The following is a 23,889-nucleotide window of genomic DNA, read 5'->3' on the forward strand; positions in this document are numbered from 1 at the left end:
GAATAAGGAGTGTTCATGTCTATCAAACGATCATTTTTGTCACTATCGGCGCTAATTATTTTAGCAATGGCAGTAATGGCGAGTCTTATTTGGTATTCAACAAATCAAATGGCAGAACTCGGAAGCGAACTAGCGCTAAGTAAAGAGTTGAGCAACAACATGTTGATGTTGCGACGTCATGAAAAAGACTTTTTACTGCGTAAAAACGAAAAGTATGTTGATAAGTTTAATCAGCGCATTGTGTTAATTAAGCAAAATATCCATGCATTACACAACGCACTCGATACCATTCCATCGTTAAAGCTACAACTTAGCGATACTCACGATTTAATCGAACAATACGAAACTCAGTTTCTTACCTTAGTGGCACTCGACAAGCGCATTGGCTTAACAAAAGATCAAGGATTGCGACAGGCATTCAATTTAGCCGAAACCCAATTAAAAGAAGCGGTGCTAACAACGGGCGACACCAATGCAATAAGCTCTATGGTACGGCTTGTACTACTTGAAAACGACTTTCAATCATCGTTAGATATTGCGGCCAAAAATCAAGCTCAAGAAAAACTAAGCACGGTCAAAACCTATCTCACTACTTATAACACCGTAAGCGCCACAGCCACCCTTGCAAACTTCGAAAATGCCGCAGCAAACCTTGCTGATGCATTAAAACAGCGAGGTTTATCAGAAGAAGAAGGATTACGCGGTGCATTACGAGGCAGCATTCACCAAGTAGAATCCACGCTCAACCAATTAACAACGGGCATTAACGCTGAAATTTCCGACACATTGCAAGTCAGTAAAAAACAAGGCGCAATGGTGTCTGGACTTATCACAGTGGTTATTTCAATTATTTTATTGTGGCAAACTTATCGCATTATTCATCGCCTACACAGTGCCAATGAAAAAATGGCAGATATTAGCCACGGCAATGGCGATTTAACCCAACACATTGAACTAGACGGTGAAGATGAATTGTCAGAATTTACCGATAGCATTAACGAGTTTATTGATACCACAGCAGAAATAGTGCGTGAAATTAAGCATAAAGGTGAAGCCGTAGAAAAAGGCGCACACCACTCTGCCGAGTTAAGTTTACGTTCGCAAACCGCAATTGAAGATCAAAAAAATAATACGCTCGCAGTCAAACAAGCGGTGTCAGAACTGGTTAAAGCCGTTGAACTCATTGCCCAAAGCAGTGTTGACGTAGAGGCAAGTGTAGAGCAAGCGGAACAAGATATGCGTGAAGGCACTGATGTAATGAGCCAAACACACACCAATATGGGATTGTTAAAGTCACAAGTAGAATCCACCAGCGAGATTATGAGTGAATTAACCCTATCAAGTCGCGAAATTGAAGGGGTAACGAGCGTGATAAGTGATATCACTGAGCAAACCAACTTGCTCGCACTTAATGCCGCAATTGAAGCTGCACGTGCCGGCGAAACAGGCCGAGGATTTGCCGTTGTTGCCGATGAAGTAAGAACGCTTGCCAAACGCACACAGCAATCAACAGTAGAAATCGGAAAAATGATTAAAACATTGCAAGATCTAGTGGTTCGTTCTGAACAGGCAATGGAACAAAGTTTAAGTCTCACCAGCGAAATGAACGACTCTCTTGATACTGCGAGGGAAAGTATGGATCGCAATAAACAATCGCTCGATGCCATTCGGGATCGCGTTATTCAAATTGCAGGTGCCACACAAGAACAAATGTACACAGTGAAGGAAGTAGAAAGTGCAACCGAAAATATCTCTGTTTCGGCTGAACAATTGTTTATTGATTCATGCGAAAACAGTCAAAATTGTCATGCACTTGAAACCGATGCGCAAAATATGAAGCAAGATGTCGCGCGTTTTACCGTTTAGTTTCCCTTTGCAAGCAAACAAAAAAGGCGCACGTTAACGTGCGCCTTTTTTTAGATTTGGTAACGATTACTCGTCAGCCGCCTCAACCACAGATACACCTAGTTCAACCAGTGCATCTGGGTTTGCAACGCTTGGTGCATTTGTTAATAAACATGATGCTTGCGTTGTTTTCGGGAACGCAATTACGTCACGGATATTTTCAGTGCCACATAGCAACATGACTAAACGGTCTAAACCAAATGCTAAACCTGCATGTGGTGGTGTACCGTACTTAAGTGCATCAAGTAAGAAGCCAAACTTGTCTTCTTGCTCTTGCGCTTCAATACCTAAGATGCGGAATGCCGCTTGTTGCATATCATTGTTATGAATACGAACAGAACCACCACCTACTTCGTAGCCATTAAGTACCATGTCGTATGCATCTGAAATCGCTGCTGCTGGGTTTGCTTCTAGTTCAGCCGCAGAAACGTCTTTTGGTGCAGTAAACGGATGGTGAACCGCGTGCAGTGTACCTTCATCGTCTTCTTCAAACATTGGGAAATCAACAACCCAAAGTGGTGCCCACTTAGTTAGGTCAGTAATTTCAAGATCTAAACCAATTTTCAGACGAAGCGCGCCCATTGCTTCGTTAACAACATTGCGCTTGTCAGCACCAAATAAAATGATGTCGCCTGTTTGCGCATTAGTGCGCTCTAGTAATTGGCTGATCACCTCTTCATTTAAGAATTTAGCAATTGGTGATTGTACGCCTTCAACGCCAGCTGCAAGGTCGTTCACCTTCATCCATGCTAAGCCTTTCGCACCGTAAATGCCGATGAACTTAGTGTATTCATCAATTTGCTTACGTGAAAGCGATGCGCCACCTGGCACAGTAAGTACCGCTACGCGACCTTTTTCATCGTTAGCAGGACCTGAGAAAACTTTAAACTCAACGTCTTTAACTAAATCCGCAACATCAACTAATTCCATTGGGTTACGTAAGTCTGGCTTATCTGAACCAAAACGACGCATTGCATCTGCGTACGACATGGTTGGGAATGTACCTAGGTCAACGTTTAGTAGCTCTTGCCACATATCTTTGATCAGCTTTTCAGTCATTGCGCGCACTTCGTCAGAGCTCATAAATGACGTTTCTAAATCGATTTGAGTGAATTCAGGCTGACGGTCAGCACGTAAGTCTTCATCGCGGAAACACTTAACAATTTGATAGTAACGGTCAAAACCCGACATCATTAATAACTGTTTGAACAGCTGTGGTGACTGAGGTAATGCGTAAAAACTACCATTGTGTACACGGCTTGGTACTAAATAGTCACGTGCACCTTCAGGAGTCGCTTTAGTAAGTACAGGCGTTTCAATATCTAAGAAACCGTTATCGTCTAAGAAACGACGAACAAATGACGACGCTTTAGCACGTAACTTAATGCGCTCACTCATTTCGATACGACGAAGATCTAAATAGCGATACTTCAAACGCATTTCTTCAGAGTTTTGCTGATTAAAATCAAGTGGTAGAGGTTCTGAACGGTTAATGATCTCTAACCCTTTACCTAAAATTTCAACTTCACCTGTCGCCATATCTTTGTTGATTTGGCTTTCTGGGCGAGCACGTACAATACCCGTTACTTTTACACAAAACTCGTTACGTAACTGGTTAGCAGTATCCATTAAGCCTTCAACGTCTGGATCAAATACCACTTGCACTAACCCTTCGCGGTCGCGTAAGTCGATAAAGATTAAGCCACCTAGGTCACGGCGTTTATTGATCCAACCACACAGTTCGACCGTTTGTTCTACGTTTGATTTATTTACTTGTCCGCAATATATAGAGCGCATATCTATCCTGTCCGTAAAAGACTTATCAATTTTTCGAGCGCATAATCGGCTCGAAATTAGTCATCACTAAAAAATAAACGCCAATTATACTTAAGCGCTTTAAAATTGCGAGTGTAGAGAGTAAATTCCGTCTTTGATAAACTACAAAAATTGCTCATTAAATAATTTTCTAAATGCTGTATTTAGGTTGCCCACAGTGGTCCAGTAACCACTGGAAAGGTCGAGTGTTCACAAGCCACTGTAAAAATAGTGAAATGCTTACGCAATATGCCCAAATTTTTAATACTGTTGAGGGCAATACCAGCTTTTACGCCGACCCTACGCCAACAGCAATTAATAACTGGTATCAAAGCACTGGTGATGAATTTCGCTTTACCTTTAAAATACCGAAACGTATTTCGCATCAAATGGCGCTAGAAGGCATAAATCAAGACCTCAAAGGTTGGCTCACCTTATTTGAACCCTTACTACCTAAAATAGGTTCTGTAATGCTGCAGTTGCCCAAATCATGTTCGCCCGCTTATATGCCACGAATTGAGCAATTTATTCAAATTTGGCCAAAGCACATTCCATTATCCATTGAAGTAAGACACCTTGGCTTTTTCCAAAAAGACGACAATGAAAAGCATTTTAATCAGCTACTCATGCGTCACAATGTTGACCGCATTATAATGGATACCCGAGCACTTTTTTCTGAGCCTGCTAATACAGATGCGATTATTGATGCGCAAAATAAAAAACCACGCGTGCCTGTCAATGTTATCGCAACCGGAGAAAAGCCGATTATACGTTTTGTTGGTTGTTCGACATTAAAAAACAATCACGCCTTTTATGCGCCTTGGGTCAAAAAAATAAAACAATGGCAAAGTGAAGGTAAAACACCGTATGTATTTTTTCATACTGCCGACAACCACGACTCAGCCCAACTTGCCCGTCAATTTTGCCAAGATGGTGGCTTTAACCACAATGTGTTAGCGCCTTTTCCTGCGCAAACAGAAGCAAAACAAAACGACTTATTTTAGGTATTTATGTCAGCAATCGATAAAACCTCACCGTACATGAATTACTTTAACGGTTACCCTGAGCCAATAAGAGCGCAGGTTAACGCCCTGATAAGCTCAGGTAAGTTAATACAATACTTTAAGAAAAAATACCCAAGCGGCCATCAATATAATTCTGAAAAAGCGCTTTATGAATATGCCAATACGCTAAAACAACAGTTTTTGAAAAATGCCGCAAAGTTGGACTCGGTAAAGTATGAAAAGCGAAAAGACTTGGTGCTCAATGCACTTGGTACGCACACCTTTAAACGACACGCACACGGTAAAAAGCTTAAAGCTCAGCACCATATTGCGGTGGCAAATCAATTAAAATATGCGCCTTTAGAGGTTTTGAAAGCGTTAGTCGTTCATGAACTCGCGCATTTTAAAGAAAAAGACCATAACAAAAGCTTTTACAACTTATGCTGCCATATGCAAGCAAACTATTTTGAATGTGAATTGGATCTGCGATTGTTTATGGTGTTGTGTGAAAAAGGAGAGAATTTTTACTCTCCTTAACAGGGATGCTTTAAAAAATTATTTAAAGCTAGCGATTTGGTCGCGCACAGCATTTACCGTTTTGTGCGCGTATGATTGGCCTGTTACGCCATACGGGTAACTACCAAGGCTCCAATTTGGGTTAGAAAAATAGTCGTACTGTGTTGCACTACCAAACACATGCGGATACGCCATAATAGAAGCAAATACATTTTGTACGCCATGACCCATGCCATCAACATACACGCCACCACGCGTATCACCTTGCTTACGTGAGTGCGCTAATCCCATATTATGGCCAAGTTCATGAACAAAGGTTGTGGCACCACAATCTACCGCTGTAATGCTATACATTAGATCACTTGACGAATTATATAAGCGACCGTTGCTGCCTTGACCAACCCACGCAATACCGCATGAAATTAAACCCGAATTATCACCAACGGCTTGACTAGTACCCAGTAATGCAACCATATCTGCACGTGTTTGGTTACGGTAATTTTGAATGCTTGAACTGTTTGTTAATGAACGTAGCATACCTTCCGTTGGTTGTGCACTGACATTACCAATACTCGAAGAGCCTACTAAGCGTAACGTAATGTTATTGCCATTTTGGCTATATACTTGATTTGAAAACGAGATTAACTGGTTGATTTTAGTGTTAATGTTACCCGTTTTACGCGCTGCTTCATCTGTGTATAACACTGCAATATCAATTGTTGCTGCATAAGCGTTAGACGCAAGTAAGGCTGCCGCTACTGCAGCCGATTTTACCATTTTCTTCATTTTGATTTCCCTTTTAGATTGGCTTATTTGCCATTATCGACCACCGAAATGGGGTCATGATTATGTGATGACGTGTGGCCATCGCTATCACCTTGGTTTGGCATATGCTCAACATGATTTTTATAAAGATCACGTTTAGCGGCTATCCAACCATGCTGATTTTTAGATTCAAATGCATAGTTACCCGACGGTACTGTAAATTGGCCGTAAAGCGCGTCACTGCCAACCGTCAGCACGGTATTATGAAAACGCCCATCGCCTCCCACCACTAAGGCATGAACACTTTTATCCCCATTGGGAAAAACCGTTACCTTAGTGACTTCCGCTGAAAATTCTTCAGCCGTTTGTGGTATTGCCATATCAAACGTATTGCCCTCTTCAAGCGCCCGTAACGCGTCGAGATCAAATTCAACATAGTGCTCACCGTTTAAATCCGAAGGAATAAGCCCTGCATCGGCTAAAAAATGTTTTGCTTCTGGCGACGATTTGATGATATTGCTGTAATGATTTTTTGCTTGCTCAGAATTATCGGCCCCTTGTGTCTTTGCTGGCTGAACTGTGATTTCTATTTCATCCGTGGTAACGTCTTTTCCTGCCCCTAAAGTGCCAGCGGCGAGCACTAATTCGCTTGGCTGTTCTGTGGCAACAACCACAGACTCAACTTGCTGAGCACGCTGCGTGTGCTCATCAGATATTCCGTATAAATAGGCAGCACCCACAATTAGAGACACAAGGATTAAAATCACGACTTTAATTTTCATAACTTACTTTTTCATTTTCTATTTTGGGTACAAAATATTAAAGAAATGACCAATAAACAACCACCTGTTAACAGTTGTTTACTAAGTTTATTATGAGGAACAATGATTTAGCTGCAGATACAAAAAAGGCCTCACAAATGAGGCCTTAATAAATTGGGAAAAGGTTTTACAAACCAAGGTCTGCCATAAAGTCGTCATCAATATCATCGTTTGCCGATGATTTTACTTCAGCTTTTTTTGTTGGCTTTGCTTTTTCACTGGCAATAATATCGTCTGGATCAACAGCTTCAGCAATATCAAAATCATGCAGTTTGATAAACTCGGTTTTATCCATTGCGAGTTCTAGGTAGAAGATATTTTGATCTTCTGTGGTAAACGTAACGCGGCGTGCTTGCGGTCTATCCATGGTGGTATCAACAGAGATTTGAACTTGCTTATTAATTGCCATCATTTTTGGCTGGTTCTGCGTAATGGATGTATGTAATTGCTCACGTACCTTATTGGTAAAATCACCGACAACTTGGTTCATAAGTTCACCAAGCACATTTGATACGTCGTCTGATAAGTGGCTCTTAGCAATCTCACTTTCTGGCATACCCATATTACGCATATAGTCGCCATAAATTTCCATCGCAGCTTGCGCGGTGAAGTTTTTCACAACAAGACCAGTAAAGCCACCGTCAAACAGCACAAAGCAGCCGATATCGGGGCGCATACAGGTGCGTGTTATTTTCTGCACCATCGCAGAATAGGCGATTTTATTGTTGGTTGCCGCTGACAGCACTTCGGTTACGGATTTACACAAGGTCGCTAAAATATCTTCGGTACTGATTGTATTATTTTTTCTCATTCTTACTCTGCCTAGGGTCTGTTGATCTTTGCTGTTCTATTTTTGTTCTCTTTGAGCGTGCTTTTATCGCGGCGCTCGATGTGTGGCCTAGCAATCTAAGCTAATATCGAGCAACAATGAGAAAAGTGCGCTCAAAAGAACCGTTCGGCAGTGCTTGATTGGGTTTTCTACTGTGTTATCGGCTGACTCACATAGAATAACTATGCCACGCAGCCTCTGCCTTGTATAAAACCCAATCAAACTGCTGCAAAAACGAACTTGAAAGGTCAACAGACCCTAGAACTGCAACTATATTGAGTATAGACAGCAAACTACACCTAATTAACAAAAGAGAAAACTAAATTTTACTAAAAACATCAAAATTTTAATTAATGATTGTGTGAAGGCACTGACTAATGACGAGAAAAAACGTAAAATATGCCGATTAAAAGCTTGAGAGATCACGCAAGTGAGTAAAGACAATATTTACGCAAACCAACAAGCGGTTAAAGATTTTACCTTTGATGAACGCGTTGTTGAGGTATTTCCAGACATGATCCAGCGCTCTGTGCCTGGCTACGCAACCATTGTAAGCACAATGGGCAAGCTTGCGGGACAATATGCGCAAAACAATTCCAATTTATATGATTTAGGCAGCTCGCTTGGCGCGGTAACGCTGAGCATGCGCCGTAATATCGACAAACAAAATTGCCAAATTATCGCGGTTGATAATTCTGCGGCAATGGTTGAGCGCTGTAAACTTCACCTTGAGGGCTTCCGTTCAGATGTACCTGTCACAGTTGAATTAGCCGATATCAACGAAATTGAAATAAGCAATGCATCTGTGGTGGCGCTCAACTTTACGTTGCAGTTTATTCCTCAGCCGCAGCGTTTTGCCTTGTTAGAAAAAATCTACCAAGGCTTAAAACCCAGTGGTGTGTTACTACTGAGTGAAAAAATTAAAGGTGAAAATACCTTAGTGGATGATTTGCTGATTGACCTTCACCACGATTTTAAACGTGCCAACGGTTACTCAGAGCTTGAAATAAGTCAAAAACGCAGCGCAATTGAAAATGTAATGCGCCCAGAAACACTCAATGCACATTTTGAGCGCCTATCAGAGATTGGCTTTCAACATACCCAAGTGTGGTACCAGTGTTTTAACTTCTGCTCAATGATTGCAATTAAATAATAGGTTTAGAAATGAATAACTGGTTTACTGACTTTTACGCAGCAATTGCAAAATCACCATTAAGTCATTGGTTAGAAACACTGCCAGCGCAGCTTAGCCACTGGCAACGCGAAGCGCAACATGGCGATTGGCCTAAATGGGAAAAAGTACTTAAAAATTTACCTGAGTCAAATACCAAGCACATTAACATTCAAGATAAAGTTGAGTTTGGTGAAGCATCTGAGCTAAGTGAAGGTCATACTAAACAGCTTGAGCATTTGCTAAAACGCATGATGCCTTGGCGTAAAGGCCCCTTTACTATTCATGGCTTGCATATTGACACTGAATGGCGCAGTGATTGGAAATGGGATCGTCTATTGCCGCATATCTCAGATTTAACCAATCGTACCGTACTGGATATCGGTTGTGGCTCGGGATATCACTTATGGCGTATGCGCGGCGCAGGTGCTGAGTTTGTTGTGGGTATTGACCCATCAGATCTGTTTTTAAGTCAATTCCAAGCGATTAAACACTTTAATCCAGACCCTAATGTGCATCTTTTACCGTTAGGCGTAGAGCAATTACCTGAACTAAAAGCGTTTGATACGGTATTTTCGATGGGTGTGTTATATCACCGTCGCTCACCGATTGATTTCTTATCACAACTGAAAGCACAGTTACGCCCAGGCGGTGAGTTAGTGCTTGAAACCTTAGTGGTTGAAGGGGACGTAAATACCGTACTAATGCCAACTGACCGCTACGCAAAAATGCGTAATGTTTGGTACATCCCTAGCACCGCTGCATTAACCTTGTGGTTAGAGCGCGTTGGTTTTAAAAATGTACGTGTGGTAGACAATGATCAAACATCACTTGAAGAACAGCGTAAGACCGATTGGATGACCACTGAGTCACTGGCGGATTTTCTTGATCCAAATGATGTAAACAAAACCATCGAGGGCTACCCTGCTCCGCTTCGTGCCATCTTAATTGCCGAAGCCTAAGCGCTCTCTCAGTCTAAGTTACTCTCAAGCAAGCGATTATTTGTTTGCTTGAGAGCCACACCCTACACTTCTTTAAACTTCTTGGACAAATGTCCTCATCCAGTTGCAATAAATGTGGTAGCAACGCACGAAATCAGGTAAAATGCGCGCAATTTTTTATGCAACCCACATGCAACCGTTAAGGAATTTCCGTGAGCGAACAGAAACAATCTTTAAGCTATAAAGATGCAGGCGTAGATATCGACGCTGGTAACGCATTAGTTGAACGTATCAAAGGCGTAGTTAAAAAAACTCGTCGTCCAGAAGTAATGGGCGGCATTGGTGGTTTTGGCGCACTTTGTGAACTACCAACTGGCTACAAAGAACCAGTACTTGTTGCAGGTACCGACGGTGTTGGTACTAAATTACGTTTAGCAATTGACCTTAAAAAGCACGATACAGTTGGTATCGACTTAGTTGCTATGTGTGTGAACGATTTAATCGTTCAAGGTGCTGAGCCACTATTTTTCTTAGATTACTACGCAACAGGTAAACTAGACGTTGATGTTGCTGCTGACGTAGTAACGGGCATTGGTAAAGGTTGTGAGCTTTCTGGCTGTGCACTTATCGGTGGTGAAACTGCTGAAATGCCTGGCATGTACGAAGGTGATGACTACGATATGGCTGGTTTCTGTACCGGTGTTGTTGAGAAATCAAAAATCATCGACGGCACTAAAGTAGCTGCAGGCGATCAACTAATCGCGCTTGCATCAAGCGGTCCACACTCAAACGGTTATTCATTAATCCGTAAAGTACTGGAAGTGTCTGGTGCTGATACAAATGCTGAGTTTGAAGGCAAAACATTAGGCGAGCACCTAATGGAACCAACGCGTATTTACGTTAAATCAATTTTAGAACTTCTAAAAGATGTTGACGTTCACGCGCTATCACACATCACAGGCGGTGGTTTCTGGGAAAACATTCCACGTGTATTACCTGAGTCTGCAAAAGCAGTGGTTAAAGGTGATAGCTGGCAATGGCCTGCTGTTTTCAACTGGTTACAAGAAAACGGTAACATTGAAACACACGAAATGTACCGTACATTTAACTGTGGTGTTGGTATGATTTTAGTTGTGCCTGCAGATAAGCTTGAGCAAAGCTTAGAAATCTTAAAGGCACAAGGCGAAGATGCATGGCACATTGGTGAAATCCAAGCTGCTAGCCAAGGCGAAGAGCAAGTAGAAATTATCTAATGACTAGCAAAATCGTCGTTTTAATTTCTGGTAGCGGCTCGAATCTTCAAGCCATTATTGATGCGGTTCAAGCGGGTCAAATTAATGGTGAAATCTGTGCGGTTATTTCTAACCGCCCAGATGCTTATGGCCTTACCCGCGCTGAAAATGCCGGCATCGAAACGCTTGTGCTTGACCATAAAGCATTTGATAGCCGTGAAGACTATGATACAGCGTTAATGGATAAAATTGACGCTTTTAGTCCAGATCTAGTTGTATTAGCTGGTTTTATGCGTATCCTAACTCCTAGCTTAGTGCAAAATTATTTAGGAAGAATGTTGAACATTCACCCGTCTTTGTTGCCTAAGTACCAGGGTCTGAATACCCACCAAAGAGCATTGGACGCAAAAGACAAAGAGCATGGAGTTAGCGTACACTTCGTTACCGAAGAGTTAGACGGCGGTCCTGTTGTTTTGCAGGCCAAAGTTGCTATTGAGTCGGACGATACAGCGCAAACGTTAGCCCAACGTGTTCACCAACAAGAGCACATTATTTATCCTTTGGTGGTTCAGTGGTTCTGTGAAAAACGACTAACAATGGAAACAGATAATGCAGTTCTTGATGGCCAGGTTCTTCCAAAGCAAGGCGCTACAATCTAAATTTCTTATGGGTGCGGTACTTACCAGCGCCCTTTTCTCGCCATTTATTTCGGCAACACCAACACAACTTCATTCATATCAAGCTGAATACGATATTCTACGCCAAGGTGAACGTCATGGCAGTGCATTTCGCCGCCTAAATGTGTCAGAGCAAGGCTGTGAGTTAAGTTATAAAAGCGATATCAAATGGATGATTTTCAATGATAAACGCTCCGAACATGCCGAGTTTTATTGTGCGAATGGTGATATAAAGCCGCTAAGCTACGTGATGGAACGTACCGGAACGGGCCCTGATCGCAAGTACACATTAAATTTCAATCACGACAAAAAGCAAGTGATGTCGAATCGCTCAAAGTACCCGCTTGAAATTAACTGGGAAACTGGCGTGCAAGATTTAATGACTTATCAAGCGAAAATGCGCTTGGATTTAATGGCAGGGAAAAAGGTATTTGATTACCCTATCGTCGATAAAAAGGGGAAAGCTCGTCACTATAAGTTTGAAATATTAGGCACAGAAACCATTACACTGCCTTATGGTAATGTCGAAACAATCAAAGCTAAACGCGTTTACAACAGCGATAAACGCCAAGCCTTAGCATGGTTTGCGCCAAGCATGGATTACCTATTAGTACGTATGTGGAAAGGTGAAAAAGGCGTAGAGCAATTTGATGTGCAACTAAAGAGTTACGAAGTTAAAAAGTAATTTTGAATCTATTTAAAACAAAAAAGCAGCGACCATTCGCTGCTTTTTTAATTCATTTATGTCGATTAAAAAACGACGCAGTGAATAACGTGTGTTCATCGACAAAATGAGAATCAATAGAGACTATACTGGCACGCCTAGCTTAAATAATACAAACTCACCGCCGCTCATTTTGTGCCACGATTCATTATTGGTAAGTGGCCTGGTTGCGATAACCGTTACGATGTCATTTGGTGTGGTTTCTGTTTTAAAATCAACAATCATATCTGCATCAATTAAACGCGCTTCGCCAAACGGTGCTTTACGCGTGATCCAATGTAAATTGTTCGAGCACACCGCTAATACGTATACACCATCACTGAGTAGCATGTTAAACACGCCTTTTTCTTGCAGCTGAATTGCTAATTTTGCTGCATAACGAAAAACCGGTTTCATATCACTTGGCTTCTTCGGGTATTTTTTACGAATTTCATCTAAAATCCAGCAAAACGCCAACTCACTGTCAGTATTGCCCACAGGCTTGTAAAAGTCGGGCTTTAGGTCTTGATAGTTCGAAAGTTGTCCGTTGTGCGCATAGGTGATCTCTCTGCCCCATAATTCACGCGTAAAGGGATGCGTATTTTCAAGACACACACGACCGCGATTGCCCTGACGAATATGACTTATTACCGAACAACTTTTTATTGGGTAAGCTTTTACTAATTTGGCAATCTCAGACGTGCAGCTAGGTTCAGAGTCTTTAAAAGTACGACATCCTTTACCTTCATAAAAAGTAATGCCCCAACCATCTTTATGCGGCCCTGTATTACCGCCACGCTCTAATAAACCTGAAAAGCTAAAACAAATATCCGTTGGCACATTCGCTGACATGCCGAGCAATTCACACATTGCACAACCCCATAATAAATTTAGTTAATTCTAACCATAATCTAAACTGAGTTAAAGTAATCTAAAGGCTATCTATTAGAGATTATCGAGTACTTTTTGTTGTTGTTTTGCGCGCATTTCAAGTTGCTTTTTAGCAAGCTCAGCATCTGTTTTAAGCGTATTTACGCGCTCGAAATAACTTTTATCGGTATCTTTGTGTTTGCGCGTTTGATTACCTGGCGACTGTGTCTCTGGCCATTCAACTTTTTCGGCAGGTAGCACCGTAAGCTCAGGTAATTCGGCTTGCTTAGCGCCTTCTACTGGCATATCTGAATAATGTGTAACGCCTTTTTCATCAACCCACATATACACATTCACCGGCTTTTTCTGCGTAGTGCTGATGTTTGGCAATTCAATGTCATTAGGAATAATTGTTTTAACACGCTTCACTGAATCCAGTAGATCATTTACAGAAAATACAGTTTCGCCGTTTGGTAATTTAATAACAAACAGCCCAATAATTGCGATTGCTAATAGCGTAAATACATAATAACTAAATCGTTTCATCTTCAAGCTCTCGGTATTCAAGCATTGCTTTATTATCAAGAAATAAAAAACCAGCCCACGTAAACAAACTCGTGACCAAAGCAATTAATACTGTTGACGCTTCTCTTGGCAGTGAAAGTAGAACAAAGTATGCAGGTATAGATAACAAGCAAAATACTGAAACTTCGCTAATTTTTAATATTTTTGAGAGAAACCAAATGGCAGCCGCTGAAATTACCGCGCCAAACAACATACCAAACGCATAAGACATCAAACCATTTGCGTGCATATAATTTCCTAATGGCAAATCAGTATAGCCAAGAACAAAAGCCACTATTAGCAAAATACTTGCAATACCAATAAATAAGCCAAGTGCATATTTAATTGAAATGAACGCTGATGAATTAATCTTGTCATGGATGACCGAAAGCATGTTAATTCCTTTTAAACACAAATAGATAAGTTTACTGACAAAATACTAACAATTATTTTATGAAAGCCATAGCTATTTCATGTGGTTAGCTATAATTAATAGACTGCTTGAGTGCACATTTGTACGCTCAAAAAACCAATAATTTGTCTTGAATCTCTTGTACTGAAAAGCTAATCTTAAAGAGAATCTGGTCAGACCTCTTACAAGGATAATAACTATGACTGCTTTATTCGTACTCGGCTTGCTTGGTTGCTTAGCGATTGCTAGCTACCACAGAGCAAACTGGCATACCCATTTAACCGTTGCCGCTGCGGTATTGGTGATTGGCTCATTTATGGGCGCTTTCGCTATGATCAGCTGGCTAATTTTCTTAGCGATTGCGATTCCATTGTCGGTGACAAGTATCCGTCGCCAATACATTGTTGAGCCTATTTTCAAAGCATTTAAAAAAGTGACGCCAAGCATGAGCGACACAGAAAAATCAGCGATTGATGCAGGTACAACATGGTGGGAAGCAGATCTATTTTGCGGTAATCCAAACTGGAAAAAAATGCACCAGTACCCAGTTCCGCGTTTAACTGCCGAAGAACAGGCATTTATCGATGGCCCAGTAGAAGAAGTATGCGCCATGTTAGATGACTGGGAAGCAACCCATGAACTAACCGACCTACCGCAAGATGTTTGGCAATATCTAAAAGATAATAAATTCTTTGCCATGATCATCAAAAAGCAATATGGCGGTCTAGAATTCTCTGCATTTGCACAATCGTGTGTGCTGCAAAAACTAACTTCTAAATCAACGCTGTTATCGTCTATCGTTGGTGTACCTAATTCATTAGGTCCAGGTGAGCTATTACAACACTATGGAACTAAAGAACAAAAAGACCACTACTTGCCAGGTCTTGCGAAAGGCGATGAAATTCCGTGTTTTGCGCTTACTTCACCAGAAGCAGGTTCTGACGCGAGCTCAATCCCTGATTTTGGTATTGTGTGTAAAGGTGAATGGAACGGTGAAGAAGTGTTAGGTATGCGCCTAACGTGGAACAAGCGTTATATTACGCTCGCGCCAGTTGCAACTGTGCTTGGTCTTGCATTTAAACTACGTGACCCTGATGGATTACTAGGTGATAAAGAAGATTTAGGCATTACTTGTGCCCTTATTCCAACAAATACACCTGGCGTTAAAATTGGTCGCCGTCACTTCCCGCTTAACGTACCGTTCCAAAATGGTCCGACGCAAGGTGAAGAGGTATTTGTACCAATTGATTACATCATCGGTGGCGCGAAAATGGCCGGTCAAGGCTGGCGTATGCTGGTTGAGTGTTTATCAGTTGGTCGTGCGATTACACTGCCTTCAAACTCAGCAGGTGGTATTAAGGCGCTAGCAATCGCAAGTGGTGCTTACAGCCGTATTCGTCGTCAGTTCCGTTTACCAATTGGTAAAATGGAAGGTATCGAAGAGCCATTAGCAAAACTTGGTGGTTATGCTTACAGCTCAGATGCTGCAGTTTCTATGTCGACAGGTGCAGTTGATTTAGGTGAAAAACCATCAGTAATCTCAGCTATTTTAAAATATCACTTAACAGAGCAAATGCGTGATTCAACCAAACACGCTATGGATATTCACGGCGGTAAAGGCATTTGTTTAGGTCCAAATAACTACCTAGGTCGTGGTTATCAAGGTGCGCCGATAGCAATTACAGTAGAAGGTGCGAACATTCTAACGCGTAATATGATTATCTATGGTCAAGGCGCTATTCGTTGTCATCCTTTTGTGTTATCTGAGCTTGAAGCATGTAACATTGAAGACAAAGAAGCAGCACTTGCACAGTTTGATAAATCACTTATGGGCCACATTGGCTTTACCATTTCGAACTTTGCACGTACTGCATGGCTTGCCCTAACAGGCGCACGCTTTACTAAAACACCATACGATGATGAAACAGCACTATTCTACCGTACTGCAACACGTTACAGTGCGTCGCTTGCGCTAATGTCTGATATTTGTATGGCGGTATTTGGTGGTTCACTGAAGCGTAAAGAGCGTATTTCAGCACGTTTAGGTGACTTACTAAGCTACCTATATCTAGTGTCAGCAACACTTAAGCGTTACAACGATGAAGGTCGTCGTAAAGAAGACTTCGCACTTGTTCAGTGGAGCTGTCAAGACCACTTATACCTTTGCCAACGCGCACTTGCTGATCTTATCAACAACATGCCGTTTGCACCGCTTCGTGGTTTCTTAAAGCTAGTACTGTTCCCTTGGGGTCGTCCAATTCGTAAACCAACTGACGAATTAGAGCAAAAAGTAGCACGTTTACTGCAAACACCGAGCGAAACGCGCGACCGTTTAGCACATAATATTTATGTTACTAACGAGCCATTAAACTTAATTGGTCGCCAAGAGCAAACGCTAAAAGACATTCTTGCTGTTGAACCTATCTTCGACAAAGTATGTCGTGCTAAAGGCGATAAGCTGCCATTCTTTGCCCTTGATAAAGTGGCAGAGATGGGACTTGAACTTGGTGCAATTACAAGTGATGAAGCTGAGCAATTAAAAGCCGCTGAAGTTGGCCGTTTACAAGTTATCAATGTAGATGATTTTGACCCTGCAGACTTACTGGCAGGCAAAGCAGCCCACTCTGTAAAAAAGGTAAAAGCTGCTTAAGCATTGCTTAACAATTTGATTGTGTTATAAAAAGCCAGCATTAGCTGGCTTTTTTATGCCATTAGCAAAAAAATAAAAATAACACAAAGGGGTTGGCATGAATAAATTTTTGCTCGCATGTATCACTGCTGGCTTATTATTAGCTGGACTATACATAGCATTAAGTGAATCATTCACGCATTCAGTGCAATCTCAAACTAACACATCTTCGCAAATTAATAACGATACCAACACCAAGACGTTACTTTCGCCGCAAACCGATACTTTAGAGCAGCAACAACATGAAGCAACACAAAATGAATCTGAAAGTGACATTTCTTCAGAAACCATAACACTCTGTGATGACAAAGACGTTGACTTTTTTGCGCTTGAGCAGCTCGCTAAACAGGTAAGTAACAACCATGGTATTTTCGATAATCACACATTACTTGCTACCCTTAAAGACAACGCGGCCACACTTGAAAGTAAAATTACCCATGCTTTATTGTCTTACGCGCAAAACCCTGAACAGCCCCACCCTTTAATCACCCTTTTTAGTGAATATCCAAACAATCGCTATCTTGCTCATAACACACTGTTGGCCTGTACAACTCAAGTCTGTGACGAACAAACGATTCAATCAGCACTTAATACTGATCGCAATAATGGCGCAAGCTGGTTGGTATACGCCAGCTTGATAGATCCAAAAAAAGACCCACAACATACGCTAAATGCAATTAACAACGCTGCCAATGCACAAGATTACAATGAATATCGACAACAAACGTATTATTTCTTCGATGAAACGCTCAATCAGCTGAATATCAATAATGACTTATTATTTCTTATCGGTGTTGAAAGTATTCTCGCAGCCGCGCCAACTCCAAGTTTCAGCACAATTAACAAAACCTGTAGTAACGTAACGCAAGATGAAGTTACATTACTTGATGCCTGTATTAATATTGGTGAGCGATTAGAACAAAGCCAAAGCACCCTAATTTCAACAGCAATAGGCATTGCCTTGCAACGAAAGGCATATGAAGTACGTAATGACCAAAGTGAAATCGCGTTTTTAAATGAAAAAACTCAAAACTTTCAAAAACTGCTCACTCAAAGCAGCCTCGCAACGCAACTTATGTGGCAAAGAGAGCAACTCTTTAAGAATTATATTCGAGTTATTAAAAACAGTAATGAGGTAGATGCAACTCGCTACCTTGTTGAACAAGCGATCACGCTCAGCAATGACCCTAACTTTGATCCATGTGTTAGCGGTTGGTAGTGCTCAACTGAACCCTGCCAAACCATATTTATGGGCTAATACACCCAATAGTTAATCGTTACCAGTAAGCCATTAATCACAAACCAACCAAGGGCATAGTGTGTTGGTTTATACTTAGCAAACGCAATTGTTAACGCCCCTGCGACGGCAAAAATAATTAGGCTTTGCAAACTCAGTACAATCAATTGCAAACTCATTAAACCTACAACTGCCAAGCTCATAGGCACAACATATTGGCCATAAACTAACGTATTCGCATTGCGTAAACTGTTTAACCACAATTTGTACTGCAATACGCATTCGTTTTGATTAAGTTGCTGACTTGAAGCAATATAAACGATAAACGGCGATATAAAACAATGAACAAAAAAGCCTAAATCTGGCCGTTGTAAATTTAGTACATTTGCAAATACCCATAAGGCAAGTAACATTAATACACGCCACCAAATTTCGGCAAATGCATGGCTATGATAACTGAGCCAAAAACCGAGGTTAAACTTCGTCAGCCGTTTGAAAGCTAAGCTATTTGGCCAAAATGCAACGCCAATCAACAGTGCAATATAACTGGTTAACAACGAAAGTAAGCTTAAATCAAATAGCACTGGCAACAGAATGACCGCAATTACATATAACTTTATTCGTGTAGGTTTGAGGGTGGCAACAAATCCGCTGCCGAGCACACAAATGCTAAACAATACAAAATGAAGGCCTTGTTGCCATTTGCTAAAGTCTAACGATAACAATAAAGGCACACTCAATATAAATACTAAATTACCGGCTAAAGCTAACGTGTAATCACATAGCACACGCATTTCTTTGCTGGCAAATGAGCGTTGATAAAGTCGGTGTTTTACATCAAGCGCACCTTTGCTCAATGCAACACTGAGCTCACTTTGCATAACGATTAATGCAACCGATAATAAAATACTTAACGAAGGGTCCTGCGTCATAACTTTGCCAAGCGCAAGGTAAATGAGCAGAATAAGTGCAGGAAAAGCGGTATACATAAACAGCGCTAAAATAACGCCTAATTGCTTTAATTGACCCAATTGTTCAGCAATGAAATGATGAAAAGCCGCAATGCGATATTCGAAAAATGAAAAATTACGCACTTATCAACGCCTGTACTTCAAATCCAGATTGTAAAAATGGCTCAGGCTCATGACTTGTTAAAATAACTTGGCCTTGAAACTCATCAATACACGCCAGCAGCACAGGCACACTTTTGTGCTCAAGTGCCGCTGTGGGCTCATCCAATAGCAATACTGAGGCTTTGCGCATAAGCGCATTTATCAGTTGAAGCTTTTTAAGGTTACCACTCGAAAGGTTAATCACTTTAGTGTGTAAAAAGTCATTAAAGCCAAAGCGCTTAACCAAGCTTTCAAGATTGTCACACTCTTGATGCATGTAAGTTAAATCTAATACTTGTTTAGCTGTTAAAAATTCTGGAAAGATAATTTTATCACTCGCTAAAGCGACATTCGTTTGTAAAAACCGGGCATTGGCGCTTTGCTGTTGCAGTAAAATCTCGCCTTGTTGAAATGATTCCAACCCTGCAAGCATGGCTAATAGGGTTGATTTACCAAGGCCATTTGGTCCGGTAATTAAGACACGCTGAGAAGCAAATTGGCAGGTATAATCTGAAAACACAACTTTATCAAAATAAAGTTTGGTTAAACTGCGTATTTGAAACAAACGACCTTCCCTTTCATCTTGAATGCGTTTTGGTATGCACATTTTGCTTATTTATGCACTTATAGTCAAAGACTTATGATTAGCTATACTATAAACTACCAGCAAATATCACAGTAATCAGAGGCAATACACCAATGAAAAACCATGGCTTTACACTTATTGAACTGATCATTGTGATTGTTATTTTAGGCCTACTTGCAGTCGTTGCAGCACCTAAATTCTTAAACTTGCAGCAAGCGTCACGCATTAGTGTGTTAGAAGCAACAGCCGCTTCAATGAAAGCCACCGCAGAGCAAGTTCGCGCGAAAGCGTTAGTACAAGATGTTAAAAATGGGAATGTTCAGCTCGATGAGCTTGGCATTAGTGTACTGGTCTATAACGGCTATGTTGAAGGCTACTGGAATGGCGCTTGGCGTTACATTTTAAATATTGGCAAAGAAATTCCATTTACATCAGCAAGCGCTGTATGCACGGCAAATAGTTTATGCGGCGTGGGTAGGCAACAAACTGCACCAGGCTTTCCACTTGCTACAAATGGTGCACAAGGGCTTATTCTTATTTGGCCAAAAGGATTACGTCTTAGTGACGAATGCTATGCTTTTTATTACAACCAAGAAGATGGCACAACGCCAAACACAGGGGTTGTCACAACTGGGTGTTAGAAGCCAACAATTTGTTGGCTTACAGTAAGAAAGTCAGTTTTTTTCGTTGCTGAAGCACTGTTTTAAACTAAACAGCATACCTTTTTTCAAACCATCGACATACAAACTCGTGCGCAGCGTGCCCTCTGCATTTTCACCACGCATAATACCACCAGCGGTATACTTAAAAAGTACATCATTGTCTTTTACCTTTTGGCATAGCTCACGCTCTTTCACTTGGTAGCCGACAGCAAACCCCCAAGGCCACATTGCTGCCATCAACCCGACAACAATTACCCCTGATATAACAACCTTTTTCATTAATTTCTTTCCAAAAAAATTTTGCCATAGCGTAAACGTAGAATGCTGAATATTGGATTAATTAATCACAAAATATTGCGGTAAGTAGTTGTGAGATACTGAATTTATCTCAAGAATAAGTCAGAAATTTAAGCACAATATAAAAAGCGTAGCGCTAAGCGAATGAAATTAGTAAGAGCAGCGATGCTGAAATAAAGTAATAGATTACTGATTTGAAAATAAAAATTTAGAATGAAAGCGTAAAGCTTATCGTCATAAAAAAGGGGGAATATAAAATGGCGGAGTGGACGGGACTCGAACCCGCGACCCCCGGCGTGACAGGCCGGTATTCTAACCAACTGAACTACCACTCCGCATCGGGGAGAAATTTGCTAATGGCGGAGTGGACGGGACTCGAACCCGCGACCCCCGGCGTGACAGGCCGGTATTCTAACCAACTGAACTACCACTCCGCTGAGCAAATTTTTAAATGATATAAGATGGCGGAGTGGACGGGACTCGAACCCGCGACCCCCGGCGTGACAGGCCGGTATTCTAACCAACTGAACTACCACTCCGCAGCGTATATCATTTTAAATTGTTTTATTCCTAATGGCGGAGTGGACGGGACTCGAACCCGCGACCCCCGGCGTGACAGGCCGGTATTCTAACCAACTGAACTACCACTCCGCGAAGGAATAATGGCTACTCTTTAAATTAATGGCGGAGTGGACGGGACTCGAACCCGCGACCCCCGGCGTGACAGGCCGGTATTCTAACCAACTGAACTACCACTCCTAAAGAGTAACGTTTGAAATAATTGGCGGAGTGGACGGGACTCGAACCCGCGACCCCCGGCGTGACAGGCCGGTATTCTAACCAACTGAACTACCACTCCGCGTCATTTCAAACCTGTCATGACTCACTTTTGATTTGACTCTCAGTGCTCCTTGACAGCGGCGTGAATAATACGAATCACCCCTTTAAGAGTCAATAGTTTTTTTGCTTTTTTCTCGCTTTTTTACTCATCTGGCAACGAAAGGTTCAAAATTTCATCTGAACTGTCTGATTTCTGCTCAGAACCCGCTACTTTTTGTTCTTCTTGGCCTTTTTTGTTTTTCTTCAATTTACTCATCAAGCCACCTAATAACGGTTTTTTCTGAATAAATACACGGATCACAATAAAGCCAATTAAGATAATAAGCACATTACCCACCACAGCCCAGATGATAATTTGCTCAACATCGAGTTCTGGCTCTGGTGGCAGTTCAGGTGCTTGGTTTATTTCAGGTAGAATAGGTGCAGGTTGTTCTGGTACAGCTTCAATCGGTTTATCAATTTCAAACTCTTGCTTATCGATTTTAGCAACAAACTCACGACCATTAACGTTACTGCCAAATAGCGTTAACTCAACCTCATACACACCCCAATCGTAATTTATTAAGGTTAATTCACGCACCGCTTTATCTTGCGCTTCAAGATTAAAAGCTTGCGTCTCGCCATTAGGGTAAAAAATTGTACCTTGATAAATGAGTGATTCGGGCTGTACTTTCTCGGTATTCACATTAAGTGTAAGCTGATGGTGCTCTTCGCCCTCACCAGCTTCGCTAAATTCAAAAGTAATAGGAGCGTTTTCGATAATAATGGGATCTTTTACCAAACTGCGTCTTAATATTGGCGTTCGTACTTCGTATTCAGGCTGCCATTCACCAGAGGCAAAATTAAGCGCAAACTCACCGGTAAATACACCATCGCCCGGTCTTTCATCATAGCCTTTGCCATCATCTAATAGTTCTGCAATAGGCACCGGCTTTGCGCCAAAATTAAGGTAATCCTTATTATTCGTGCTAACAAAATCGACATTTAACGTCACTAAATCACGAAACAGCCCTTCTTCAATGGGTTTGCCGCCATTTGTTAAGCGACCCGTTACTTTAATGGTTTCGCCTTTAAATAATAGTGGTGGCAGCGGATCTACATGTAATTCAATATCACTTAAGATCATTAATTTACTGTCGGGTAGGATTTTTCCGATGGCTTGCCATGGACCTGGCATTGGCTTTTTAATTTTTATAATGTCGTAGGTTTCGTCATCAAACCATTCAATATTCATATCACCCAGCGAGGTAGTCGCATAAATTTTACTACCATCGGGCCTTACAAGAATGACTGCTGGTGTACCTTTTTGACGAAAGAAGAGTAACGTGATTTCATCAACTTGATAGTCGATGCGAAAACGGTTGTCGAAAATCTTAAGTTCATTTTGTTCGCTATTGCGTTGAATTACGTCTAATTCAGTCTGCTGCGCAAAGCTATTCGAAATCAAAAATAAACTAAAAAACCCTAACAACCATTTTTTCATTATGCGTCCTCAGTAAGCCAAAGGCAGTGGCCACCTTTATCATTAACTAAATTTAAGCGCTCTAAGTGTGCCGCTTGTTCTTCGTTATCGGCAAATACGACGTTTAGTCGAGGTCTATCTGGCGAAAGTCGGCGAATACCTTTACTGTTATCACCACTTTGCCCTTCTTTATTGGCCAGGTTAAGGCTTACTTGACCACCTGTCATGCCTAAATACACATCAGCCAATATCTCTGAATCGAGTAAAGCGCCGTGCAGTGTACGTTTTGAGTTATCTATATCGTAGCGGCGACATAAGGCGTCGAGGTTATTTTTTTGCCCCGGGTGTAAATCACGCGCCATCGCAAGGGTATCGAGTACTTGGCAAACGTCGTGGGTTTTGGGGTAATTTTGTCTAAGCAGCGCAAACTCATGATCCATAAAGCCAACGTCGAACGCTGCATTATGAATTACAAGCTCACCGCCTTTGATATAATCTAAAAACTCTGCCGCGACATCGCGAAACTTAGGTTTGCCCGCAAGAAAGTCGCGTGTAATACCGTGTACAAAGATCGCCTCGTCTTCAATATCTCGCTCTGGATCAATGTAAACGTGAAAGTTATTTCCGGTGAGCCTACGGTTTACTAATTCAACACAGCCGATTTCAATAATGCGGTGCCCTTGCTTAGGGTCGATACCCGTTGTTTCAGTATCCAGTACTATTTGCCTGTGAGCCATATCGCCAAATCACAAATTTTGTTATGTTAATAACTTCATTCT

The 23,889-nt window shown here is 41.5% G+C and carries 23 protein-coding genes and 6 tRNA genes; 11 read left to right on the forward strand and 18 right to left on the reverse strand.

All coding sequences use genetic code 11. The annotated features are described in order from the left end of the window. Positions 1 to 15 precede the first annotated feature (15 nt). On the forward strand, positions 16 to 1,866 hold the full coding sequence (locus AC2IOM_RS13235) for a methyl-accepting chemotaxis protein (RefSeq protein ID WP_138633470.1): 1,851 nt from the start codon (positions 16 to 18) through the stop codon (positions 1,864 to 1,866). A 66-nt stretch (positions 1,867 to 1,932) separates the two neighbouring features. Here the strand turns inward: AC2IOM_RS13235 and aspS are convergent, their stop codons facing one another. After that, positions 1,933 to 3,702: an aspartate--tRNA ligase gene (gene aspS, locus AC2IOM_RS13240; RefSeq protein WP_010560446.1), complete on the reverse strand. Its 1,770-nt coding sequence runs from the start codon at positions 3,700 to 3,702 to the stop codon at positions 1,933 to 1,935. A gap of 173 nt (positions 3,703 to 3,875) precedes the next feature. Between aspS and AC2IOM_RS13245 the strand changes: the two genes are divergently transcribed. Then, a complete protein-coding gene (locus tag AC2IOM_RS13245) occupies positions 3,876 to 4,724 on the forward strand; it encodes a DUF72 domain-containing protein (RefSeq protein ID WP_486358620.1) in 849 nt (282 codons plus the stop codon). Between the two features lie 6 nt (positions 4,725 to 4,730). Then, complete coding sequence (locus tag AC2IOM_RS13250; protein ID WP_486358621.1) at positions 4,731 to 5,261, forward strand: M48 metallopeptidase family protein; 531 nt, start codon at positions 4,731 to 4,733, stop codon at positions 5,259 to 5,261. An 18-nt stretch (positions 5,262 to 5,279) separates the two neighbouring features. On the opposite strand, the gene AC2IOM_RS13255 is transcribed toward AC2IOM_RS13250, so the two are convergent. The 3 genes from AC2IOM_RS13255 to AC2IOM_RS13265 form a co-directional block, all read right to left on the reverse strand. Continuing rightward, positions 5,280 to 6,026 carry a zinc-dependent metalloprotease family protein gene (locus AC2IOM_RS13255; protein WP_054978426.1) on the reverse strand — a complete coding sequence of 249 codons (747 nt, stop codon included), beginning with the start codon at positions 6,024 to 6,026 and terminating at the stop codon, positions 5,280 to 5,282. A gap of 23 nt (positions 6,027 to 6,049) precedes the next feature. Further along, positions 6,050 to 6,787: a hypothetical protein gene (locus AC2IOM_RS13260; RefSeq protein WP_486358622.1), complete on the reverse strand. Its 738-nt coding sequence runs from the start codon at positions 6,785 to 6,787 to the stop codon at positions 6,050 to 6,052. A 166-nt stretch (positions 6,788 to 6,953) separates the two neighbouring features. After that, positions 6,954 to 7,637, reverse strand: coding sequence for a DUF3334 family protein (locus AC2IOM_RS13265; RefSeq protein WP_100913107.1), 684 nt, complete (start codon positions 7,635 to 7,637; stop codon positions 6,954 to 6,956). Positions 7,638 to 8,085: 448 nt separating this feature from the next. On the opposite strand from AC2IOM_RS13265, the gene cmoA reads away from it, so the two are divergent. The 5 genes from cmoA (at position 8,086) to AC2IOM_RS13290 (ending at position 12,361) form a co-directional block, all read left to right on the forward strand. Next, on the forward strand, positions 8,086 to 8,808 hold the full coding sequence (gene cmoA, locus AC2IOM_RS13270; protein ID WP_486358623.1) for a carboxy-S-adenosyl-L-methionine synthase CmoA: 723 nt from the start codon (positions 8,086 to 8,088) through the stop codon (positions 8,806 to 8,808). Between the two features lie 11 nt (positions 8,809 to 8,819). Beyond that, entirely contained in the window at positions 8,820 to 9,788 is a 969-nt protein-coding gene (cmoB, locus tag AC2IOM_RS13275) for a tRNA 5-methoxyuridine(34)/uridine 5-oxyacetic acid(34) synthase CmoB (protein WP_105171634.1), read from the forward strand. 191 nt (positions 9,789 to 9,979) lie between these two features. Further along, positions 9,980 to 11,020 carry a phosphoribosylformylglycinamidine cyclo-ligase gene (gene purM / locus AC2IOM_RS13280; RefSeq protein ID WP_105171635.1) on the forward strand — a complete coding sequence of 347 codons (1,041 nt, stop codon included), beginning with the start codon at positions 9,980 to 9,982 and terminating at the stop codon, positions 11,018 to 11,020. Continuing rightward, complete coding sequence (purN, locus tag AC2IOM_RS13285) at positions 11,020 to 11,658, forward strand: phosphoribosylglycinamide formyltransferase (RefSeq protein ID WP_486358624.1); 639 nt, start codon at positions 11,020 to 11,022, stop codon at positions 11,656 to 11,658. Before purM ends, purN begins: the two co-directional genes overlap by 1 nt. Continuing rightward, positions 11,621 to 12,361 (forward strand): DUF3108 domain-containing protein, encoded by a 741-nt coding sequence (locus tag AC2IOM_RS13290; RefSeq protein ID WP_486358625.1) that lies wholly within the window; start codon positions 11,621 to 11,623, stop codon positions 12,359 to 12,361. The genes purN and AC2IOM_RS13290 overlap by 38 nt, the downstream gene beginning before the upstream one ends. 123 nt (positions 12,362 to 12,484) lie before the next feature. Here the strand turns inward: AC2IOM_RS13290 and AC2IOM_RS13295 are convergent, their stop codons facing one another. From AC2IOM_RS13295 to AC2IOM_RS13305, 3 genes are all read right to left on the reverse strand, one after another. Beyond that, complete coding sequence (locus AC2IOM_RS13295) at positions 12,485 to 13,249, reverse strand: class II glutamine amidotransferase (protein WP_054978418.1); 765 nt, start codon at positions 13,247 to 13,249, stop codon at positions 12,485 to 12,487. Between the two features lie 75 nt (positions 13,250 to 13,324). Further along, positions 13,325 to 13,795, reverse strand: coding sequence for a DUF4124 domain-containing protein (locus AC2IOM_RS13300; protein ID WP_486358626.1), 471 nt, complete (start codon positions 13,793 to 13,795; stop codon positions 13,325 to 13,327). Continuing rightward, complete coding sequence (locus AC2IOM_RS13305; protein ID WP_395388389.1) at positions 13,782 to 14,207, reverse strand: hypothetical protein; 426 nt, start codon at positions 14,205 to 14,207, stop codon at positions 13,782 to 13,784. The genes AC2IOM_RS13300 and AC2IOM_RS13305 overlap by 14 nt, the downstream gene beginning before the upstream one ends. A 217-nt stretch (positions 14,208 to 14,424) precedes the next feature. On the opposite strand from AC2IOM_RS13305, the gene fadE reads away from it, so the two are divergent. Then, positions 14,425 to 16,875 (forward strand): acyl-CoA dehydrogenase FadE, encoded by a 2,451-nt coding sequence (gene fadE / locus AC2IOM_RS13310; protein ID WP_105171640.1) that lies wholly within the window; start codon positions 14,425 to 14,427, stop codon positions 16,873 to 16,875. 97 nt (positions 16,876 to 16,972) lie between these two features. Continuing rightward, positions 16,973 to 18,133: a hypothetical protein gene (locus AC2IOM_RS13315; RefSeq protein ID WP_486358627.1), complete on the forward strand. Its 1,161-nt coding sequence runs from the start codon at positions 16,973 to 16,975 to the stop codon at positions 18,131 to 18,133. Between the two features lie 35 nt (positions 18,134 to 18,168). On the opposite strand, the gene AC2IOM_RS13320 is transcribed toward AC2IOM_RS13315, so the two are convergent. Further along, positions 18,169 to 19,245 (reverse strand): DUF6136 family protein, encoded by a 1,077-nt coding sequence (locus AC2IOM_RS13320; RefSeq protein WP_486358628.1) that lies wholly within the window; start codon positions 19,243 to 19,245, stop codon positions 18,169 to 18,171. After that, on the reverse strand, positions 19,238 to 19,828 hold the full coding sequence (locus tag AC2IOM_RS13325; RefSeq protein WP_486358629.1) for an ABC transporter ATP-binding protein: 591 nt from the start codon (positions 19,826 to 19,828) through the stop codon (positions 19,238 to 19,240). The genes AC2IOM_RS13320 and AC2IOM_RS13325 overlap by 8 nt, the downstream gene beginning before the upstream one ends. A 134-nt stretch (positions 19,829 to 19,962) precedes the next feature. Here AC2IOM_RS13325 and AC2IOM_RS13330 point away from each other — a divergent pair, with 134 nt between their 5' ends. Next, the gene (locus tag AC2IOM_RS13330) at positions 19,963 to 20,490 is read left to right on the forward strand and encodes a prepilin-type N-terminal cleavage/methylation domain-containing protein (RefSeq protein ID WP_486358630.1); all 528 of its coding nucleotides are present in this window, start codon (positions 19,963 to 19,965) and stop codon (positions 20,488 to 20,490) included. Positions 20,491 to 20,523: 33 nt separating this feature from the next. Here the strand turns inward: AC2IOM_RS13330 and AC2IOM_RS13335 are convergent, their stop codons facing one another. The 9 genes from AC2IOM_RS13335 to dnaQ form a co-directional block, all read right to left on the reverse strand. Beyond that, positions 20,524 to 20,790 carry a hypothetical protein gene (locus AC2IOM_RS13335; protein WP_486358631.1) on the reverse strand — a complete coding sequence of 89 codons (267 nt, stop codon included), beginning with the start codon at positions 20,788 to 20,790 and terminating at the stop codon, positions 20,524 to 20,526. 276 nt (positions 20,791 to 21,066) lie between these two features. After that, positions 21,067 to 21,143, reverse strand: a tRNA-Asp gene (locus AC2IOM_RS13340). A gap of 22 nt (positions 21,144 to 21,165) precedes the next feature. Further along, positions 21,166 to 21,242, reverse strand: a tRNA-Asp gene (locus AC2IOM_RS13345). Positions 21,243 to 21,270: 28 nt separating this feature from the next. Beyond that, positions 21,271 to 21,347, reverse strand: a tRNA-Asp gene (locus AC2IOM_RS13350). Positions 21,348 to 21,382: 35 nt separating this feature from the next. Then, positions 21,383 to 21,459, reverse strand: a tRNA-Asp gene (locus AC2IOM_RS13355). 31 nt (positions 21,460 to 21,490) lie between these two features. Continuing rightward, positions 21,491 to 21,567: transfer RNA gene (locus tag AC2IOM_RS13360), tRNA-Asp, on the reverse strand. Positions 21,568 to 21,590: 23 nt separating this feature from the next. After that, positions 21,591 to 21,667 (reverse strand) — tRNA-Asp (locus AC2IOM_RS13365). Positions 21,668 to 21,790: 123 nt separating this feature from the next. Further along, positions 21,791 to 23,131 carry a TIGR03503 family protein gene (locus AC2IOM_RS13370; RefSeq protein ID WP_486358632.1) on the reverse strand — a complete coding sequence of 447 codons (1,341 nt, stop codon included), beginning with the start codon at positions 23,129 to 23,131 and terminating at the stop codon, positions 21,791 to 21,793. Beyond that, complete coding sequence (gene dnaQ, locus AC2IOM_RS13375; RefSeq protein ID WP_010560467.1) at positions 23,131 to 23,847, reverse strand: DNA polymerase III subunit epsilon; 717 nt, start codon at positions 23,845 to 23,847, stop codon at positions 23,131 to 23,133. The genes AC2IOM_RS13370 and dnaQ overlap by 1 nt, the downstream gene beginning before the upstream one ends. Positions 23,848 to 23,889 lie beyond the last annotated feature (42 nt).

This window comes from Pseudoalteromonas sp. NS-SX12, assembly GCF_057367955.1.

Bases quoted from the DNA above. Each gene is read 5' to 3' on its own strand.
- AC2IOM_RS13235 (WP_138633470.1), top strand. From the start codon at position 16: ATGTCTATCAAACGATCATTTTTGTCACTATCGGCGCTAATTATTTTA.
- aspS (WP_010560446.1), bottom strand. From the start codon at position 3,702: ATGCGCTCTATATATTGCGGACAAGTAAATAAATCAAACGTAGAACAA.
- AC2IOM_RS13245 (WP_486358620.1), top strand. From the start codon at position 3,876: ATGCTGTATTTAGGTTGCCCACAGTGGTCCAGTAACCACTGGAAAGGT.
- AC2IOM_RS13250 (WP_486358621.1), top strand. From the start codon at position 4,731: ATGTCAGCAATCGATAAAACCTCACCGTACATGAATTACTTTAACGGT.
- AC2IOM_RS13255 (WP_054978426.1), bottom strand. From the start codon at position 6,026: ATGAAGAAAATGGTAAAATCGGCTGCAGTAGCGGCAGCCTTACTTGCG.
- AC2IOM_RS13260 (WP_486358622.1), bottom strand. From the start codon at position 6,787: ATGAAAATTAAAGTCGTGATTTTAATCCTTGTGTCTCTAATTGTGGGT.
- AC2IOM_RS13265 (WP_100913107.1), bottom strand. From the start codon at position 7,637: ATGAGAAAAAATAATACAATCAGTACCGAAGATATTTTAGCGACCTTG.
- cmoB (WP_105171634.1), top strand. From the start codon at position 8,820: ATGAATAACTGGTTTACTGACTTTTACGCAGCAATTGCAAAATCACCA.
- purN (WP_486358624.1), top strand. From the start codon at position 11,020: ATGACTAGCAAAATCGTCGTTTTAATTTCTGGTAGCGGCTCGAATCTT.
- AC2IOM_RS13290 (WP_486358625.1), top strand. From the start codon at position 11,621: ATGGCCAGGTTCTTCCAAAGCAAGGCGCTACAATCTAAATTTCTTATG.
- AC2IOM_RS13295 (WP_054978418.1), bottom strand. From the start codon at position 13,249: ATGTGTGAATTGCTCGGCATGTCAGCGAATGTGCCAACGGATATTTGT.
- AC2IOM_RS13300 (WP_486358626.1), bottom strand. From the start codon at position 13,795: ATGAAACGATTTAGTTATTATGTATTTACGCTATTAGCAATCGCAATT.
- AC2IOM_RS13305 (WP_395388389.1), bottom strand. From the start codon at position 14,207: ATGCTTTCGGTCATCCATGACAAGATTAATTCATCAGCGTTCATTTCA.
- fadE (WP_105171640.1), top strand. From the start codon at position 14,425: ATGACTGCTTTATTCGTACTCGGCTTGCTTGGTTGCTTAGCGATTGCT.
- AC2IOM_RS13315 (WP_486358627.1), top strand. From the start codon at position 16,973: ATGAATAAATTTTTGCTCGCATGTATCACTGCTGGCTTATTATTAGCT.
- AC2IOM_RS13330 (WP_486358630.1), top strand. From the start codon at position 19,963: ATGAAAAACCATGGCTTTACACTTATTGAACTGATCATTGTGATTGTT.
- AC2IOM_RS13335 (WP_486358631.1), bottom strand. From the start codon at position 20,790: ATGAAAAAGGTTGTTATATCAGGGGTAATTGTTGTCGGGTTGATGGCA.
- AC2IOM_RS13370 (WP_486358632.1), bottom strand. From the start codon at position 23,131: ATGAAAAAATGGTTGTTAGGGTTTTTTAGTTTATTTTTGATTTCGAAT.
- dnaQ (WP_010560467.1), bottom strand. From the start codon at position 23,847: ATGGCTCACAGGCAAATAGTACTGGATACTGAAACAACGGGTATCGAC.